General features: G+C 35.7%; 13 protein-coding genes. 2 read left to right on the plus strand and 11 right to left on the minus strand.

Going from position 1 to position 15641, the window contains the following annotated elements; all coding sequences use genetic code 11:
- Positions 1–24: 24 nt before the first annotated feature.
- Both dinB and B0I10_RS04445 read right to left on the minus strand, forming a co-directional pair.
- Positions 25–1104 carry a DNA polymerase IV gene (gene dinB / locus B0I10_RS04440; RefSeq protein WP_112085284.1) on the minus strand — a complete coding sequence of 360 codons (1080 nt, stop codon included), beginning with the start codon at positions 1102–1104 and terminating at the stop codon, positions 25–27.
- Positions 1067–3148: a recombinase gene (locus B0I10_RS04445; RefSeq protein ID WP_112085285.1), complete on the minus strand. Its 2082-nt coding sequence runs from the start codon at positions 3146–3148 to the stop codon at positions 1067–1069. The genes dinB and B0I10_RS04445 overlap by 38 nt, the downstream gene beginning before the upstream one ends.
- Before the next feature lie 70 nt (positions 3149–3218).
- On the opposite strand from B0I10_RS04445, the gene B0I10_RS04450 reads away from it, so the two are divergent.
- Complete coding sequence (locus tag B0I10_RS04450) at positions 3219–3692, plus strand: CYTH domain-containing protein (RefSeq protein ID WP_112085286.1); 474 nt, start codon at positions 3219–3221, stop codon at positions 3690–3692.
- Positions 3689–4144 carry a YciI family protein gene (locus B0I10_RS04455; RefSeq protein ID WP_112085287.1) on the plus strand — a complete coding sequence of 152 codons (456 nt, stop codon included), beginning with the start codon at positions 3689–3691 and terminating at the stop codon, positions 4142–4144. Before B0I10_RS04450 ends, B0I10_RS04455 begins: the two co-directional genes overlap by 4 nt.
- Positions 4145–4147: 3 nt before the next feature.
- Here the strand turns inward: B0I10_RS04455 and B0I10_RS04460 are convergent, their stop codons facing one another.
- The 9 genes from B0I10_RS04460 to B0I10_RS04505 all read right to left on the minus strand — a co-directional run bounded on the left by B0I10_RS04460 (position 4148) and on the right by B0I10_RS04505 (position 15578).
- Entirely contained in the window at positions 4148–4654 is a 507-nt protein-coding gene (locus B0I10_RS04460; protein WP_112085332.1) for a septal ring lytic transglycosylase RlpA family protein, read from the minus strand.
- 83 nt (positions 4655–4737) lie between these two features.
- Positions 4738–5169: a hypothetical protein gene (locus B0I10_RS04465; RefSeq protein ID WP_112085288.1), complete on the minus strand. Its 432-nt coding sequence runs from the start codon at positions 5167–5169 to the stop codon at positions 4738–4740.
- Positions 5170–5271: 102 nt separating this feature from the next.
- Entirely contained in the window at positions 5272–6915 is a 1644-nt protein-coding gene (pgi, locus tag B0I10_RS04470) for a glucose-6-phosphate isomerase (protein WP_112085289.1), read from the minus strand.
- A gap of 1 nt (position 6916) precedes the next feature.
- Positions 6917–8155, minus strand: coding sequence for a M23 family metallopeptidase (locus tag B0I10_RS04475; RefSeq protein WP_112085290.1), 1239 nt, complete (start codon positions 8153–8155; stop codon positions 6917–6919).
- 19 nt (positions 8156–8174) lie between these two features.
- Positions 8175–9110, minus strand: a complete 936-nt coding sequence (locus tag B0I10_RS04480; protein ID WP_112085291.1) for a tryptophan 2,3-dioxygenase family protein — start codon at positions 9108–9110, stop codon at positions 8175–8177.
- Entirely contained in the window at positions 9110–9901 is a 792-nt protein-coding gene (locus B0I10_RS04485; protein WP_112085292.1) for a DUF3108 domain-containing protein, read from the minus strand. The genes B0I10_RS04480 and B0I10_RS04485 overlap by 1 nt, the downstream gene beginning before the upstream one ends.
- Positions 9902–10660: 759 nt before the next feature.
- Complete coding sequence (gene hppD / locus B0I10_RS04495) at positions 10661–11821, minus strand: 4-hydroxyphenylpyruvate dioxygenase (RefSeq protein ID WP_112085294.1); 1161 nt, start codon at positions 11819–11821, stop codon at positions 10661–10663.
- Between the two features lie 135 nt (positions 11822–11956).
- Positions 11957–13111, minus strand: a complete 1155-nt coding sequence (locus tag B0I10_RS04500; RefSeq protein WP_112085295.1) for a homogentisate 1,2-dioxygenase — start codon at positions 13109–13111, stop codon at positions 11957–11959.
- Between the two features lie 292 nt (positions 13112–13403).
- On the minus strand, positions 13404–15578 hold the full coding sequence (locus tag B0I10_RS04505; protein ID WP_245942949.1) for a patatin-like phospholipase family protein: 2175 nt from the start codon (positions 15576–15578) through the stop codon (positions 13404–13406).
- Positions 15579–15641 lie beyond the last annotated feature (63 nt).

Here is a 15641-nt window from a genome sequence, read left to right on the forward strand (position 1 = left end):
TGTAGGGAGACACTTCAAAAATTTCTAAAACTCAAATCGCAACTGCACCACTACCGTTTTTTTAATTTCTGTATTCAAATTATTTAAAGAAATGCCCAACAAACGAACGGATTCTTTTAGTTTTTCTTGGTACAATAATTCTTTGGCGGTTTCTAATAATAGCGATTTATCCGAAATAAAATAAGGTAAGGTTTTACTACGGGTCTGTTGTGAAAAATCGGAATATTTTATTTTTAAGGTTACCGTTTTTCCAGCGATTTTGTATTTTTGTAAACGTCGTTCGAGTTCTTTGGCGATGCTTTCCAAACGTTCTTCCATAAAGACTTCGGAGGACAAATTTTCATTAAACGTTCGTTCGGCTCCCACCGATTTAGAAATGCGATTCGGTTTTACCGGACTGTTATGAATGCCGCGAACAATGTAGTAATAGTGCACACCACTCTTACCAAAATACTGTTCTAAGAATGCTAAACTTTTGGTTTTTAAATCTTTTCCGGTATAAATACCCAATTGATACATGCGTTCGGCAGTTACTTTTCCAATACCATAAAATTTTCGAATGTCTAGGGCTTCCAAAAACGGTTCAACATCATTGGGATTTACCGTTTTTTGTCCGTTAGGTTTGTTGTAATCGGAGGCCACTTTTGCCACAAATTTATTAATGGAAATTCCGGCAGAGGCAGTCAAACCTGTTTCTTCAAAAATGCGTTTTCTAATTTCTTGTGCAAGCAACGATGCACTCGGGTTTCCTTTTTTGTTTTGTGTTACGTCCAAATAGGCTTCGTCTAACGAAAGCGGTTCGACCAAATCGGTGTATTCATAAAAAATCTTTCTAATTATTTTTGAAATTTCGGTGTAACGTTCAAATCGAGGTCTAACAAAAACCAATTCCGGACACAGTTTCTTGGCTTGCAGACCACTCATAGCACTCCTAACGCCAAATCTCCGAGCTTCATAACTAGCAGCAGAAATGACACCGCGGATTTCACTTCCGCCCACAGCCAAAGGCTTTCCTTTTAGTTCAGGAAAATCCTTTTGCTCCACAGACGCATAAAAAGCATCCATGTCAATGTGAATTATTTTGCGAAGTTTTATCTCCTCCATCTTGGGTTAAAGCATTGGTTCCTGTTGGGAAAAAGAATGAAAAAGGCCTGCGTTTAAAATGTTGCCAGATCGAAACGGTAATGCTTCGCAACTCGGTAAACGGAATATCTCTGGATCGAAAAGCCAATCCCAACGACAAACTAAAACTCACGATAAAGTTAACTAATCCAATGACACCAATGCCAAAAACGCCCCAAAAAATCATCCAATTATCTAAAGTGTAATTGGAGCCGTAAAGCCCTAACGCTAGGTTTCCACTGGCAAAAGTAATGTGTCGAATGTCTAAGTTTAGTCCGAAAAAAACACCCACCGAAGCGGTTGTTCCCATAAAAATACCAAACCAGAAATTGGAGATAATTCCAGCCCATTTCATTTCATACAATTTCGCCAATTTTTCGGCTTTCACTTTTCCGAAAGTCCGTTTTAAAAACGGATGTTCTTTAATACGTTGATAAATTTCGTAATGTTTATCACGGTTCGCCACACTTCCCGAAATAATTCCGGATAAAAACAAGAAACATCCGGCATTGGCAGCGTGAAAGATTGCCATGGAATGAATCGGACTCAAATCAGTCACCAATGTTTTCCACTTCGTTTCGGCAATATTAGAATCAAAGGCTAAATCGATTAACCAAATTCCCAACAACGAAATCGGAAAAGCCATGATTACATTCCCAACAAAAGCAATAAACTGCGATCGAAATACACGGGCAAAAAACACGGCAAATACTTGGTGTTTTTCTTCAGAATCTTCCTTTTTCATTCCGTCTTGTAACGCTCTAATCAAGGCAGCGGCAGTCATTGCGGGCTGTTTGGTGGCTAACGTAAACCCCAAAAGATAAATCGCAATAAACCCAATCGAATAATTCATACTATACAAAAAAGCATAACCAAAATCGCTGGCATCTAATTTAGAAAGCAACACTTTGATGATACACAAAATCCCAACAATAAATCCGCCACCCAACGCCGTATTGAACATTTTAAAATACTCTTTTGTAGACTGCGTGATGTATTTTTCACCTGTTTTGGCCGTATGTTGCGTGACTTCGTACGACAACAATTGCGTACTTTCTTTGATGAAAGTGCGAAGATTATTTCGGGTACAATTGTATTTGATGAGTTTATACACCAACCGAATACTATTCCTTTTTTTATCAATTTTTTTATCAACCGTGAGTAATGGAAGTAAAATTTTTAAACGATACAATTGTTGCCGAATTCTAAGCAAACTCTGGTTCACATGTATGGTAATTCCGTATTTCGATGAATTGGTAAACGCTTTTTTAACATATTCCTCACACTGCTTATGCAAAACCAACAGTTGTTTATACGACAAACTATCTGAAGTTATGCAATGACTGTTTTTACTCTCACGCAAACTGTTTTCAATTAAATGTAGTTCCTTTTCAAAAGAGGCAAACGGACTTTCATAATGAAAATATTCAGGCACCATTTTCAGCACGTCCGACTCCAAGGCACGACCACTCATCCGTTGAGAAATTAAGGACATCGAAATCATGATTTCTGATAAAACAGAATTTTGTTTAATTGTTTCATAAATCGAAGTAAAACCTAACAAATCATAAAGTTCTTCAATTTGTGCTTGTGGAATTTTACTAATCCAAAGGGGATCTGTATCACTATAAAAAACTTGGCTTAAAACATATTCAAGCGAATCGATAGGGTGTTGATACGGTAAAATTTTAGCAAAAGCTCGTTTTTTAATTTCATGAAAGAAGGCGACATCTTGCAAAATTGCTGCATCAGTTAAAATTTTACTGATTTTTTTTTCTGAAAATAATGTGGTTAGATAGGTTGAAAATTCATTTGCAATAGATTTATTTTCGGCTAGTATAGTGATTAAATCAGTCAAATCAATTTCTACAATAGTTTTTGGTTTTTTGGGCCGGATGGAAGAAACAATTTCAACCAATACATCATGATTGTCGTCGGTTTCTTTCCAACGACGATTTTCATCAAAGTAAAATTTGACGATTTCAGCTAACGTTTTCTTTTCCTTCTTTACAAACCAATTAGGCATATACTGTTTTTTTTTATTTTACGAATGTATTGAATTATCTTTACCTTACAATGTAGTGAAAAATAATTATATGATTGAAATCGAACGTAAATTTTTAGTAGTTTCTGATGCTTTTATGAAGGAAGCTTTTTGTCAAAATAGAATTGTACAAGGCTATATCAGTTCGGTGCCGGAGCGAACAGTTCGTGTTCGTATTAAAGGAGAAAAAGGGTTTTTGACTATTAAAGGAAAAGGAAACGAATCCGGCATGAGTCGTTTGGAATGGGAAAAAGAAATTCCGCTTACTGAAGCCGAAATGCTTTTATCGCTATGCGAAAAAGGGGTAATTGATAAAATTCGTTACGAAATAAAAAAAGGCAATCACATTTTTGAAGTGGATGTATTTTTTGGTGAGAATGAGGAACTAATCATTGCCGAAATTGAATTGCAATCTGAATTAGAATCGTTTGAAAAACCAGATTGGTTAGGAATTGAAGTAACGAATGACGAACGCTACTACAACGCTTATTTAAGCCAAAACCCTTATAAAAACTGGAAAAAATGAATAAATTCATCTTTCTGCTTTCTTCTGTTTTATTCGTTTCTTGTAGCTCAGTAAAAGTTCAAAACACCAAAACAGATATTCCGGCAAATAAAAAAATTGTAAAAACAAACCATGAAACGTTTTCGTATCAAGAAGGTGACACGACCTATGTAATGCAAAAATATTTTTTGGTTTTGTTGAAAAAAGGGGTTAACAGAAATCATTCTAAAGAGGACGCTGCAGAACTTCAAAAGCGACACATGGCTCACATTGCTTGGCTAGATAAAACAGGGAAAATCAGCTTAGCCGGACCTTCTGATAATCATGAAACGGTGGCCGGTTTTTTACTTTTTAATACTGAAACTATCAAAGAAGCCGACAGTTTAGCTAAACTTGATCCGGCTGTAAAAGCAGGTCGATTAGACGTGGAGGTACTGCCGTGGTGGGCAGCAAAAGGAAGTAAATTAAAATAAAAATTAATCTATGTTTAAACTGTCTTTGATTTCTTCTACAATTTCGATGGTTACTTTCATAGAACCATAGCCGTGATGTCGGGCAATATCGCGGAAAGCTCTTTTACTTAAATCAATTTCTCGCCCTTTTGTAAATGGACCACGATCGTTTACAGTAACAATAGTTGATTCGCCATTGGCTTCATTGATTACTCGAACCTTAGTGCCGAATGGTAATTTTTTGTGTGCCGCCGTATATTTTTGATTGTCAAAAATTTGACCGCTTGCTGTTTTTCTTCCGGTAAATTTATCACCATAGTAAGAAGCGTGAGCTCCTTTTTTGTATAATTTAAAACGATAGTTGGCTTCAATTTTAATACTATCATTTTTGATAAGGTCATTTTTGATTGTGTCTTTTAGAATCAATCGCTGTAGGGCAGGTTGTTCAAAACGTTTTGTTTTGAAGGAAAAGCTACTAAAAAAAAGTAAGGCAAATAGGCCAAACACGAGGAGTTCGGTTTTATGTTTCATTATCCAACTTTTGAGTGTTTGTTTCATTTAACAAATAATGTTCCAAAAATGAAAAAACCACGAAAAACGTGGTTTATATTACTTTAGGCTAACCATGATTTCCATGGAAGTCGACTTAAAATTAGCACTAACCCAATTCCGTAAAAGAATAAAATCTTTTTAAACTTTGCATCTAAAGCCGCTTTTTTGTGTGTAGACCAACCAATGGTGATTAAAATAATCGCAATAATATTAATCAGAGGATGCTCTAACATGGTGAGTCGTAATTCCGGATTTTTCATTGCTCCTTCAATTTCAAAAGCTTTAAATCCCTTTTGAGAAACAAAGAAAACAGCTAATCCCAATAATAATTGAACATGAGTGAAAATTAGTGCAAAAAGTGAAATACGTAAATCTTTAGATTCAAATGATTTTTTAGAAGCATAGCCAATCAAGGCATTAACAACAGCAATAAAAAGCACAATAAGAGCTAAATAAGCCCACCAAGAATGAAGTTTTTGTAATAATTCGTACATAGCATTGATTTTTTTGAATAACAAATATAATCAAAAAAAGAAAAAGAGACTGATTCATTATTTTAAATGATTAAGTCTCTTTCGCTTTACGGAATGAAAATACTATTTTCTATCTAAAAAATACTTCAATAAAAAATTCGTAGAGCTATCGTGTTGTTTCGCTTTACCGGAATTAATTTCATCCAAAATAGAATTCGCTAGTTGTTTTCCTAACTCAACTCCCCATTGATCGTAACTGAAAATATTCCAAATTACACCTTGTACAAATATTTTATGTTCGTATAAAGCAACTAATTCACCTAAGCTTTCGGGAGTTAGTTTATTGATTAAAAGTGTATTGGTTGGTCTGTTTCCGGAAAACACTTTAAAAGGCGTTAAAAAGGCGGCTCGTTCTCCAACAATTCCTAGTTTTTCGAATTCTGCCGAAACTTGCTCAGCTGATTTTCCATTTAGCAACGCTTCGGTCTGAGCAAAAAAGTTAGACATCAATTTGTCGTGATGATCCTGATTGCCGTGAAGCGATTTAACATAGCCAATAAAATCAGTTGGAATTAATTTTGTTCCTTGGTGAATTAATTGAAAAAAGGCGTGTTGCGAATTAGTTCCCGGTTCACCCCAAATAATCGTTCCGGTTTGATAATTCACCGGATTTCCATCGCGGTCGATGCTTTTTCCATTGCTTTCCATGATTCCTTGTTGCAAGTAGGAAGACAATTTCTGTAAATATTGCGTATACGGAATCAAGGCTTCACTTTCTGCACCAAAGAAATTGTTATACCAAACACTTAGCAAAGCTAGTACGACCGGAATATTCTTTTCAAACGGTGTCGTTTTAAAATGCTCATCCATGGTGTTGGCTCCTTTTAATAATTTATCAAAATGATCAAAACCAACAGCTAAACTAATGGTTAAGCCAACCGCACTCCAGAGCGAAAATCGTCCGCCAACCCAATCCCACATCGGGAAAACATTGTCTGGGTGAATTCCGAATTCCGTTACTTTTTGAATATTGGTAGAAACCGCTACAAAGTGTTTGGCAACATCTTCTTGTTTGGCGGATGTTAAAAACCAATTCCGAATGGTTTCTGAGTTGGACAAGGTTTCTTGCGTAGTAAACGTTTTGGAAACAATGACAAATAAAGTAGTTTCAGGATTTAATTTCTTAATCACTTCATTCACGTGATCGCCATCCACATTGGAAACAAAATGAACGTTTAAGTGATTTTTATAAAATTGAAGGGCTTCTACAATCATCACCGGGCCTAAATCGGAACCACCAATACCAATGTTTACAATATCGGTGAATGGTTTCCCGGTAAATCCTATTCTTTTACCATTGACAACTTCATCGGTAAAATTCTTGATTTTATTTTTAACCGAATAAATTTCCGGCATCACATTTTGACCATCCACCACAATTTTTGAATCAGACGGAGCTCGCAAAGCCGTATGCAAAACCGCTCTATTTTCGGTTTGATTGATTATATCTCCGGCAAAATATTTTTGAATGGCATCTTCCAAATTCACTTCTTTTGCCAAATCCAAAAGATGGTTCATGGTTTCTTGAGTGATAATATTTTTAGAATAATCGACCAAAAAATCGTTCCATTGCAAATGAAAGCTAGCTGCTCTCTTAGCATCTTTTTCAAAAAGTTCCTGCATCGAGACATATTGCATGTCTTCAAAATGTTTTCGTAAATTTTGCCAAGCTGCTGTTCCGGATGGATTTGTATTTTCTAAGGCCATTTTATTTTAGTTTAAGAGTCGCTATACTATCTAATTCTTTCTTTAAAGGAGCAATGTATGCTAAATACTTTGCTTTGTGTTTTGCATTCATGGGTTCGGTATTCGGTAATTTTTGTGAAAGCGGATCAACCTGCACGCCGTTTTTCCAAAAGCGATAACACACGTGTGGACCGGTTGCTAATCCTGTGCTTCCCACTTTTCCGATTACTTCGCCTTGTGCCACATGTTGCCCTTGTCTAACTAAAATTTTCGACATGTGAAGGTATTGGGTGGCATAGGTTCCGTTGTGTTTTACTTTGACAAAATTTCCGTTTCCTGCCGTGTACCCTGTGCGTTCAACAACACCGGAAGCTGTGGTTTTAATTGGTGTTCCGTGTGGAGCAGCATAATCGGTTCCTTTGTGAGCTTTCCAGGTCATTTGAACGGGATGAAATCGTTTGGGCGAAAATCGGGAAGAGATTCGAAAGAAATCCAACGGAGCTTTTAAGAACATGGTTTTCAATCCTTTTCCTTCTTCATCATAATAATCCACTTTTTTTGACAAACTGTCTAATTTGTATGGAAAAGCATAGATTTTTTTTCCTTTATGCTCAAAAAATGAGCTTTCTAATCGGTCAACACCCGCATAAATCGTGTCATTAATATATTTTTCGTAGAAAGTTACAGCAAATTTATCCTCTTTCTGAATCTTAAAAAAGTCGATGGAATATTCATAAATCTTAGCCAAATTATTAGCCACACCAGCCTCTACACCATTTTTGTTTAACGTTTCAGACAGCGAACCATAAATAGCCGTTGCAATAGTTCTTCGTTTGATGGTGATGGGTTTTTGTTTATTGAATGCTTTTACAATCGTATCCCGAAAATCAACTACGCTATAGTTAATATTATCTTTTTGATAAATAAAAACCTGAAGTTGGTTGGGGTTTTCTTTCGATTTAAGTAAGGTAATCGGTCTGCCAATGCGAATATCACGCATGTTAAAACTATCTTTCACTTGTTCGGTTACTTCGTGTACTTTAAAGTTTCCGATATTATGATTTTCTAATAATTTTCCAAAGGTATCACCACTTTTAATCGTATCCTGAACAACCAAATAATCGTTTAAAGTGAATCCGAATTCAACGATTATCGGAACTTTTGGTTTAACATCTTCTTCTATTGTGACTTTGTCAACCTTTTTTTCGCACGAAAGCAAACTCAATGCAAATAGTATAGGTAGTAATTTATTAAATTTCAATGTATTGCTTTTAATCTAATTAAACACTTTCTTTTTCTCCCCAACTGGCTAATTCATCTTCCGACCATAATTCCGGGAAGAAGATTCTTCGTTGGTATTTAGGTAGCATGTATTTTTTCCAATCGCTTCCGCCGGTTGCTTCGCCACTTCCATGACCACTTTCAATATATTTTTTTGCTGCATTAAAGTGTCCCATCACCCACGTAATGTTTACGGTATAGTCATAATGACGCATGGCTTTTATAAGCTCTTCATTCTTTTGATCTTCTTCGGGCAATTGTTTGAACTTTTGCCAAAGATTAATCGTGTTGTATTCTTCCATGAAGGACAAAAAGTCTTTTTTATATTTTCTTTCAAATTCTACAATCAGGTATGATTTTTCGCCGGTTTTATAATCTTTTCCGGCTGCTTGCCAATACAAATGTTCAAGGGCATGCTCATAAGGCGTTTCACGGTCAATCGAACTCCTAAAACGGTAATCAATTAAATTAATCAAGTCGGTTGAGGCAAATTCAATCAAGCGATACTGAGCACTCTGAAATCCGCTGGCAGGCGTTAATGTGTTGCGAAATTTCATGTATTGTTCCACTTCCATGCCGTCTTTCATAATGGTGAAAGAAGTGGTGAGCATATCGAAATACCGACTAATTCGCATTAATTTTTCGGTAAAAAAAGAGGTTTCAGGTTTGTCGTTTTTACATACCTGCTCGATTTCCCACAGAATCATTTTAAACAACAATTCGTTCACTTGATGATACATGACAAAAACCATTTCATCCGGTAGGGTAGTGCGTTGGGTTTGTAAGTTCAGTAAAGCATCGGTTTGAATATAATCCCAATAAGTAATGGGTTTTGCCCACAAAAGTCCTTCTAGATGTGTTTCAGTTTTTTGGTTAATTGCCTGAAACTTTTCTTCTAATTTTTCAAGTATTTCTTCGTGCGCGGTTGTATTCATTACGGTTTTGCTTTAACGGTAAAGGTATGTTTTAGTCCTTTGAAATTTTCCAAATCGGCTTTAAGCGAGCCAATGGCTAATTCGGCTTTAATTCGCAAAGGCAATTTATTGTCATCATCTGAAATCCAAACAGTTAAGCTTTCTTGTTCTTTAAAAACACGACCCGCTTGAACGTAAGGTCTGAAAATCATGGTGGGAACGAGTCCAAATTTAGTTTTTAAATCTTGACGACCAATAAATTTTAGTTTAAATTTTGTAATTTCTTCATCAAAAAACATATCAATGTCTATTGATTCACCTACTTTTAATTTATCTACGTTGGGATGGTTTCTCAAATAATAAAACGTTGATAAAATATCTTGGGTTTTATCGGGTATTTCAAAAGTTTTTTCAGTCTTACGTTTATAATCTTTTACCAAAACGGTGTTGTTGGCCTGGTTAAAAAACCCTTCTTGGTTTTTGGTGTAGCCTCCTTCATCAATTTTTCGAATAAATTGATACGGTTTTCCGGTTTGTTTATCAATAAAACTTTGGTAATCATCTTCCACTTTAAAGAAAAATTTGGTCATTCCGGTGGTGTAACCTCGACCTTTGGCGTGAAATACTTTTTTGTTATTTCGAGTGGCTTCACTCACGCTTAACTCAGCCATTCCGGCATTAATCAAACCGTAGTGAATTCGAAATTGAAACCATTCACCCACATCAAAAGCATCTTCTCTCGCAGGAGAATTAGTTTGTGAATCGAAACTGACTGTCGATAAAAACAAGCATAGAAGCAGTAAATTTTTCATAAATTTTTGTCTTTTTTTATTAGACGTTGCAATTTCTGTTCCAAATGTACTAAATCTAAAAAAGACCTCAAAAAAAGAGGGTGTTTTAATGTTTTTTTAGGATTGTTTTGGGAAAGTAAGGGATTAATAATTAGAATTAAAATCAAAAATCTAGCATCCCCACTATTAACTGTGCGCATTGCTCTGAGTTTTTCAAGAATGCGGAACAACATTAATTAAAACCAAGACCGCTATTATACTCAAAAGCTCAATAGATATAACTTATGCTTTTTTATTAAATCGGAATCTCCATTCCAAATATAAAAAAATCCGCGAAAACCCGAGGATCTTTGCGGAATAGTACTGCTGTATTTTTATCAAACGTAAATCGTTTTCCATCTACTTGTCACATTGACTAATCAAAACCTTATAAAAACACAAAACCCAACCGATCACGATTGAGTTGTATGCTATTAACTAACCAAAAAAACTATAAATTATGAAAATTTACATTACTTAAAAGAAGGTAACCACTCCTCCTTTTTTGCGAGTGCAAAGGTAATTAGTTGGTTATTAAATTGTTAGTTATTTTTTGACTTTAACACATATTCAACAAAAAACGCATTGAAAGAAGGTGTAAAATTTCACTATTCGTATTTTTAATACTATTTTGTTAATTTTTATTTACAAAAAACTTCTTGTTGTCGTAATAAAATAGAAATCCGCTAAGTTTCACAATGATTTTATGAAACGTAACGGATTTTTCGGTTAAAAAAACGATTATAACGTTCCTCGTAACGCTTGTTCTCGCTCAATACTTTCGAACAACGCTTTAAAATTGCCTGCACCAAAACCTCTTGCTCCCATGCGTTGCATGACTTCAAAGAAAAGCGTTGGTCTATCTTCAATTGGTTTAGTGAAAATTTGCAACAAATAGCCTTCTTCATCTGCATCAATCATGATTCCCAATTTTTGAAGTTCGTTGATGTCTTCCTTAAATTTAGACATGTGGTCTTTTAACCGTTCCGGGATGGCATCGTAATACGCTTGTGGTGGTGTGCTTAAAAATTCTATTCCGCGTGAACGCATTTGTCCAACTGTGGAAAGAATATCATCGGTGGCTACCGCAATGTGCTGCACACCCGGACCTTCATAAAAATCTAAGTATTCTTCAATTTGTGATTTTTTCTTTCCTTCGGCCGGTTCATTAATTGGAAATTTGATTCTTCCGTTTCCGTTGCTCATTACTTTACTCATCAAAGCCGAATAGTCGGTCGTAATTTGTTTGTCGTCAAACGAAAGGAAATTAACAAATCCCATCACATCCTCATACCATTTTACCCAGGTATTCATTTCATTCCAACCCACATTACCCACCATGTGGTCTACATATTTTAAACCTACCGAAGTTGGATTATAATCCGACTTCCATTCTTTATAACCTGGTAAAAAAGTTCCATTGTAATTTTTGCGTTCAACAAACATATGAACGGTTTCGCCATAAGTGTAAATTCCGGCACGTACCACTTCACCAAATTCATCGGTCTCAACCGTTGGTTCCATAAAAATTTTCGCTCCGCGTTTGGTAGTTTCTTCAAAGGCACTTCGGGCATCTTCTACCCAAAGAGCAACCACTTTCACTCCGTCTCCGTGTTTTTTAACGTGTTCGCCAATGGGTGAATCGCTTTTTAAGGCGGTGGTTAACACCAAACGGATTTTGTCTTGCTTCAAAACATAGGAAGCTCTGTCTCGAACTCCTGTTTCCAATCCGGCATAAGCCAAGGATTGAAATCCGAAGGCGGTTTTATAAAAATGAGCTGCTTGTTTAGCATTTCCCACATAAAATTCTATATAATCGGTTCCCATCAATGGCAGGAAATCTTGTGCTCCTTCAAATATTTTTTCTAATCCGTATTCTACTGATTTTATTTCTTGTGACATAATTTTTTAATTTGTCAATTGGTTTATGTGTCGATTTGTCAATTTTGAAAACTGCTAAAATTTCCATTTCATCAACCAATTGGGTTAAACTTTATTTTTTAATTTTTAGCATTTCCTCCTTTGGGGGTTAAGAGGCTAAAGCCATGATTGAAAGTACTTCTCATCCGCAACTTTCATTGCTTCGTCCGTTACCATCAAAGGTTTAAAGGTGTCAACCATTACGGCCAACTCTTTTGTTTCTGTTTTTCCGATGCTTCGTTCATAAGCTCCCGGGTGTGGTCCGTGTGGAATTCCAGCTGGGTGTAATGATATGTTTCCGGGTTTTACATCGTTTCTGCTCATAAAATCACCATCAACATAATACAACACTTCATCGCTATCGATGTTGCTGTGGTTATATGGTGCCGGAATGGAAAGCGGATGATAGTCATACAATCTCGGGACAAACGAGCAAACTACAAACGCATCGGTTTCAAAAGTCTGATGAACCGGTGGAGGTTGATGTATTCTTCCGGTAATTGGTTCAAAATCATGAATAGAGAATGCATACGGATAGTTAAACCCATCGTAACCCACCACATCAAATGGATGTGAAGCATAAATCATTTCAATAATTTCGTCTTTTTTCTTGACTTTAATCATGAAGTCGCCCACTTCATCATGCGTTTCCAATTCGGTGGGACGACGTAAATCGCGTTCGCAAAAGGGCGAATGTTCGAGTAGTTGTCCGAACCAATTTCGGTAGCGTTTAGGGGTATAAATAGGTCTTCTTGATTCTACGATAAACAAACGATTATCTTCCGTATCAAAATCGATTTTATAAATGATTCCGCGAGGAATTAATAAGTAATCACCATATTTAAAATCGATGTTTCCTAAGAATGTCCGCAATTTCCCGCTTCCTTTATGGATGAAAATCATTTCATCCGAATCGGTATTTTTATAAAAATAATCCTGCGTTTTGTTTTGTGGAGAGGCTAAAGTGATGTGACAATCGGAATTAGTCAACACAATTTTGCGACTTTCTAAATAATCTTTTTCAGGAGCAACATCAAAACCGTGCAATTTATACGATTGCATGTTGTTGGCTTTGGCGATGGATGGGGCTACCGAATATTGTTTGCGAATTTCTTTCACCTGCGTGGGTCTGTGCACGTGATACATGTTGGAGTACATGCCATCAAAACCCACTGTACCGAATAATTGCTCATAATAAAGTTCGCCGTTTGGTTTTCGGAATTGTGTATGACGTTTGGGAGGAATTTCTCCTAATTGATGATAAAATGGCATTTTTTTGAATTTTTAATTAAACAAAAATTAAGTAATTGTAACATTGACGAATTGGCGAATCGACACATTAAATCATTCCGGATTGCGTTTCATCAAGAAGTGGAGGTAGGCTAACAAACCGGGCCAAAAAGGTTTCATAACAATGAGAGATTAATTAATACTGGTTTTTTTTGATGTTTACACCAACAATAATACCTAAACCAAACGCTACTAAAAAACCAAGAATTACAAACATTTTTACGGTTTTACTAAATTATAACACAAATATCGTAAAAATTTGAATACAACACAATTAAAACCAAAAACCAACACTAAACCAAGTGTGGTGATCTTTGGTTTCCGGTGACCAGCTGTGTTTTATTTCTACAGGGCCAAAAATGGTTTCCAGACCGTATCCAAAGCCATACCCGGTATAGGCAGGACGGTTTAACCAATCACTAGAGTCAAAAAGTTTATCACCCACATTAGCAAAATTGGCAGAAAAATTCAAATGGTTTTTTCTGAAAATTTCATAGTCTAGTTGAAATTGACCTTTCACATAACTGTTTCCGGCGAAGCTTAAAAAATCATACCCATAAAAAGGTTTGAAGTTGTTTAAAGGATAAAAACCGTAGCCGCCAAAAACAAAGTTAAAAAACGGAACAGTTTGTTCACCAATTGATAAACCTCCCTCGGTTTGAATTGTCAATGTGGTTCGATTAAATAGTTTTTGTGCAAAACCGGCATCTGCTTTCAAGATCGTAAACTTACTGAAGGTGTTTGTGTAATCTGATGAAAAAAGAAAAGCTTGAATATCGCCATTAAAATACCATCCCTTTTTAGGAAAGTATTTATTGTCAAAAGAATCATATTTTAAATATCCGAATGCACTTAAATAATCGCTGTTTTCAATTATTGTACCTTCATTATTTAATGTTTCTGATTTTAACTTTAGGTGTTTATACTCCAAACCTCCTGCAACCATAAATTTTTGAACAAAAACCGTTTGCATGTATATTTGATTAGTAAAATCAGAAAAATCAATGTTAATGGAATTAACATCCGGGGTTGTAAATAAAACACCTTGACTAAAATCGGTCGTCACATTTCTATTAAATCCTGTAAATCGTGATTTAACCCCAAAACTCCAATGAAAACCATTGTCAATATAGTAATCCAGATTGTATCGAAAGTTATCGCCTAATACAACATCTGTTGAAAAAATGTCGTTTTTAAACACTATTTTCTTTTGGGTGAAATTTACTAAAATACCACTTTTGAATAATCCATCATAATGCAGTCCTAATTTCAAAAAAGCTTTGTGTGGATTTTCGGTTAGATTTAAGTTGATTCGATCACCGCTTCCTTCTTTTTCAAGGGTATAATTAATAGAGCCAAAGTTCTGGGTTGCGTTGAGGTTTTCAATTCCTTGTTTTAGTTCAGCAAAGCTAATTTTTCTCCCCGGCTTAAAGCGAAGTTTCCCAACAATGTATGCTCTTGTATAGTTTTCTAATTGGGTATGAGAAATAGAAGAAATAAACAAACTATCTGTCTCTGTGAATGGAACAATAGTTTTTTGCTTTTGATAGGAAGTACTTAGCGTATAAAGTTGTTCAATCACATTATTAGCTGCTGATTCTCCACGCTCAATGATTTTTGCTCCTTTGTCAAAAGAAATAACGGAATACTCCTCAACGTCCGGTCGTATATAAACATCCGTCAGTTTCTTTTTCTCTTGCATCTTTTGAATCATTTGCAAGTTTGAAATCTGAACTAAAATTCGAGTTGCATCTTCCAATGATTCCCGACTTTTTAAGTCGTCTTGAACATCAACTCCAATTATAATATCGGCTCCCATTTTTTTTACTTCATCAAGGGGATAATTATTAATAACGCCGCCATCGATAAGATACTTTCCATCGATAATTAAAGGAGAATAAAGCGATGGAAAAGCTCCACTCGCCAAAACCGATTGAGCTAAAAATCCTTGGTCCAATAGAACTTCTTGCCCGGTCTCAATGTCGGTAGCGATACACAAAAACGGAATGGGTAATTTTTTAAAGTCCCGTTCATGTCGAACGGTTGCGGTTAAACGGGTGATCATATTATAATTATACAAACCTTTTGACAATGCGGTTGGAATACCTATTTTGAATTTATTAAAAGGCAATGCAAAGGCATAGCGTTCATCGTTTGCTTTTTCATAAAAGTTTTTGGAAGACCGTGGAACAAAATCTTGAATCACAGCATTATAATCAGTATTGTTAAAAATACTATCAAGTTGAGTTGCAGTATAGCCTGATGCATATAATCCGCCAATGATAGCTCCCATGCTAGTTCCTCCAATGTAATCGATTTTAATACCGGCTTTTTCAATGACTTTTAAAACGCCAATGTGAGCCAATCCTTTTGCTCCTCCACCACTTAAAACTAATCCGATTTTAGGTTGTTTTGGAATGGAATCTTGAGCGAAAAAGGGAATAGGCACAAGGTAAAGGGTGATGGGTAACAGATACAAAAGACAAATTCTTCCTAGCCCCGATAGAGCCAA

The organism is Flavobacterium lacus (assembly GCF_003268815.1).
GTDB lineage: Bacteria > Bacteroidota > Bacteroidia > Flavobacteriales > Flavobacteriaceae > Flavobacterium > Flavobacterium lacus.

What these genes read in the sequence shown, in the direction of transcription:
- B0I10_RS04500 (WP_112085295.1), bottom strand. Translation starts at nt 13,111, where the DNA reads ATGCCATTTTATCATCAATTAGGAGAAATTCCTCCCAAACGTCATACA.
- B0I10_RS04465 (WP_112085288.1), bottom strand. Translation starts at nt 5,169, where the DNA reads ATGTACGAATTATTACAAAAACTTCATTCTTGGTGGGCTTATTTAGCT.
- dinB (WP_112085284.1), bottom strand. Translation starts at nt 1,104, where the DNA reads ATGGAGGAGATAAAACTTCGCAAAATAATTCACATTGACATGGATGCT.
- hppD (WP_112085294.1), bottom strand. Translation starts at nt 11,821, where the DNA reads ATGTCACAAGAAATAAAATCAGTAGAATACGGATTAGAAAAAATATTT.
- B0I10_RS04450 (WP_112085286.1), top strand. Translation starts at nt 3,219, where the DNA reads ATGATTGAAATCGAACGTAAATTTTTAGTAGTTTCTGATGCTTTTATG.
- B0I10_RS04485 (WP_112085292.1), bottom strand. Translation starts at nt 9,901, where the DNA reads ATGAAAAATTTACTGCTTCTATGCTTGTTTTTATCGACAGTCAGTTTC.
- pgi (WP_112085289.1), bottom strand. Translation starts at nt 6,915, where the DNA reads ATGGCCTTAGAAAATACAAATCCATCCGGAACAGCAGCTTGGCAAAAT.
- B0I10_RS04445 (WP_112085285.1), bottom strand. Translation starts at nt 3,148, where the DNA reads ATGCCTAATTGGTTTGTAAAGAAGGAAAAGAAAACGTTAGCTGAAATC.
- B0I10_RS04460 (WP_112085332.1), bottom strand. Translation starts at nt 4,654, where the DNA reads ATGAAACATAAAACCGAACTCCTCGTGTTTGGCCTATTTGCCTTACTT.
- B0I10_RS04455 (WP_112085287.1), top strand. Translation starts at nt 3,689, where the DNA reads ATGAATAAATTCATCTTTCTGCTTTCTTCTGTTTTATTCGTTTCTTGT.
- B0I10_RS04480 (WP_112085291.1), bottom strand. Translation starts at nt 9,110, where the DNA reads ATGAATACAACCGCGCACGAAGAAATACTTGAAAAATTAGAAGAAAAG.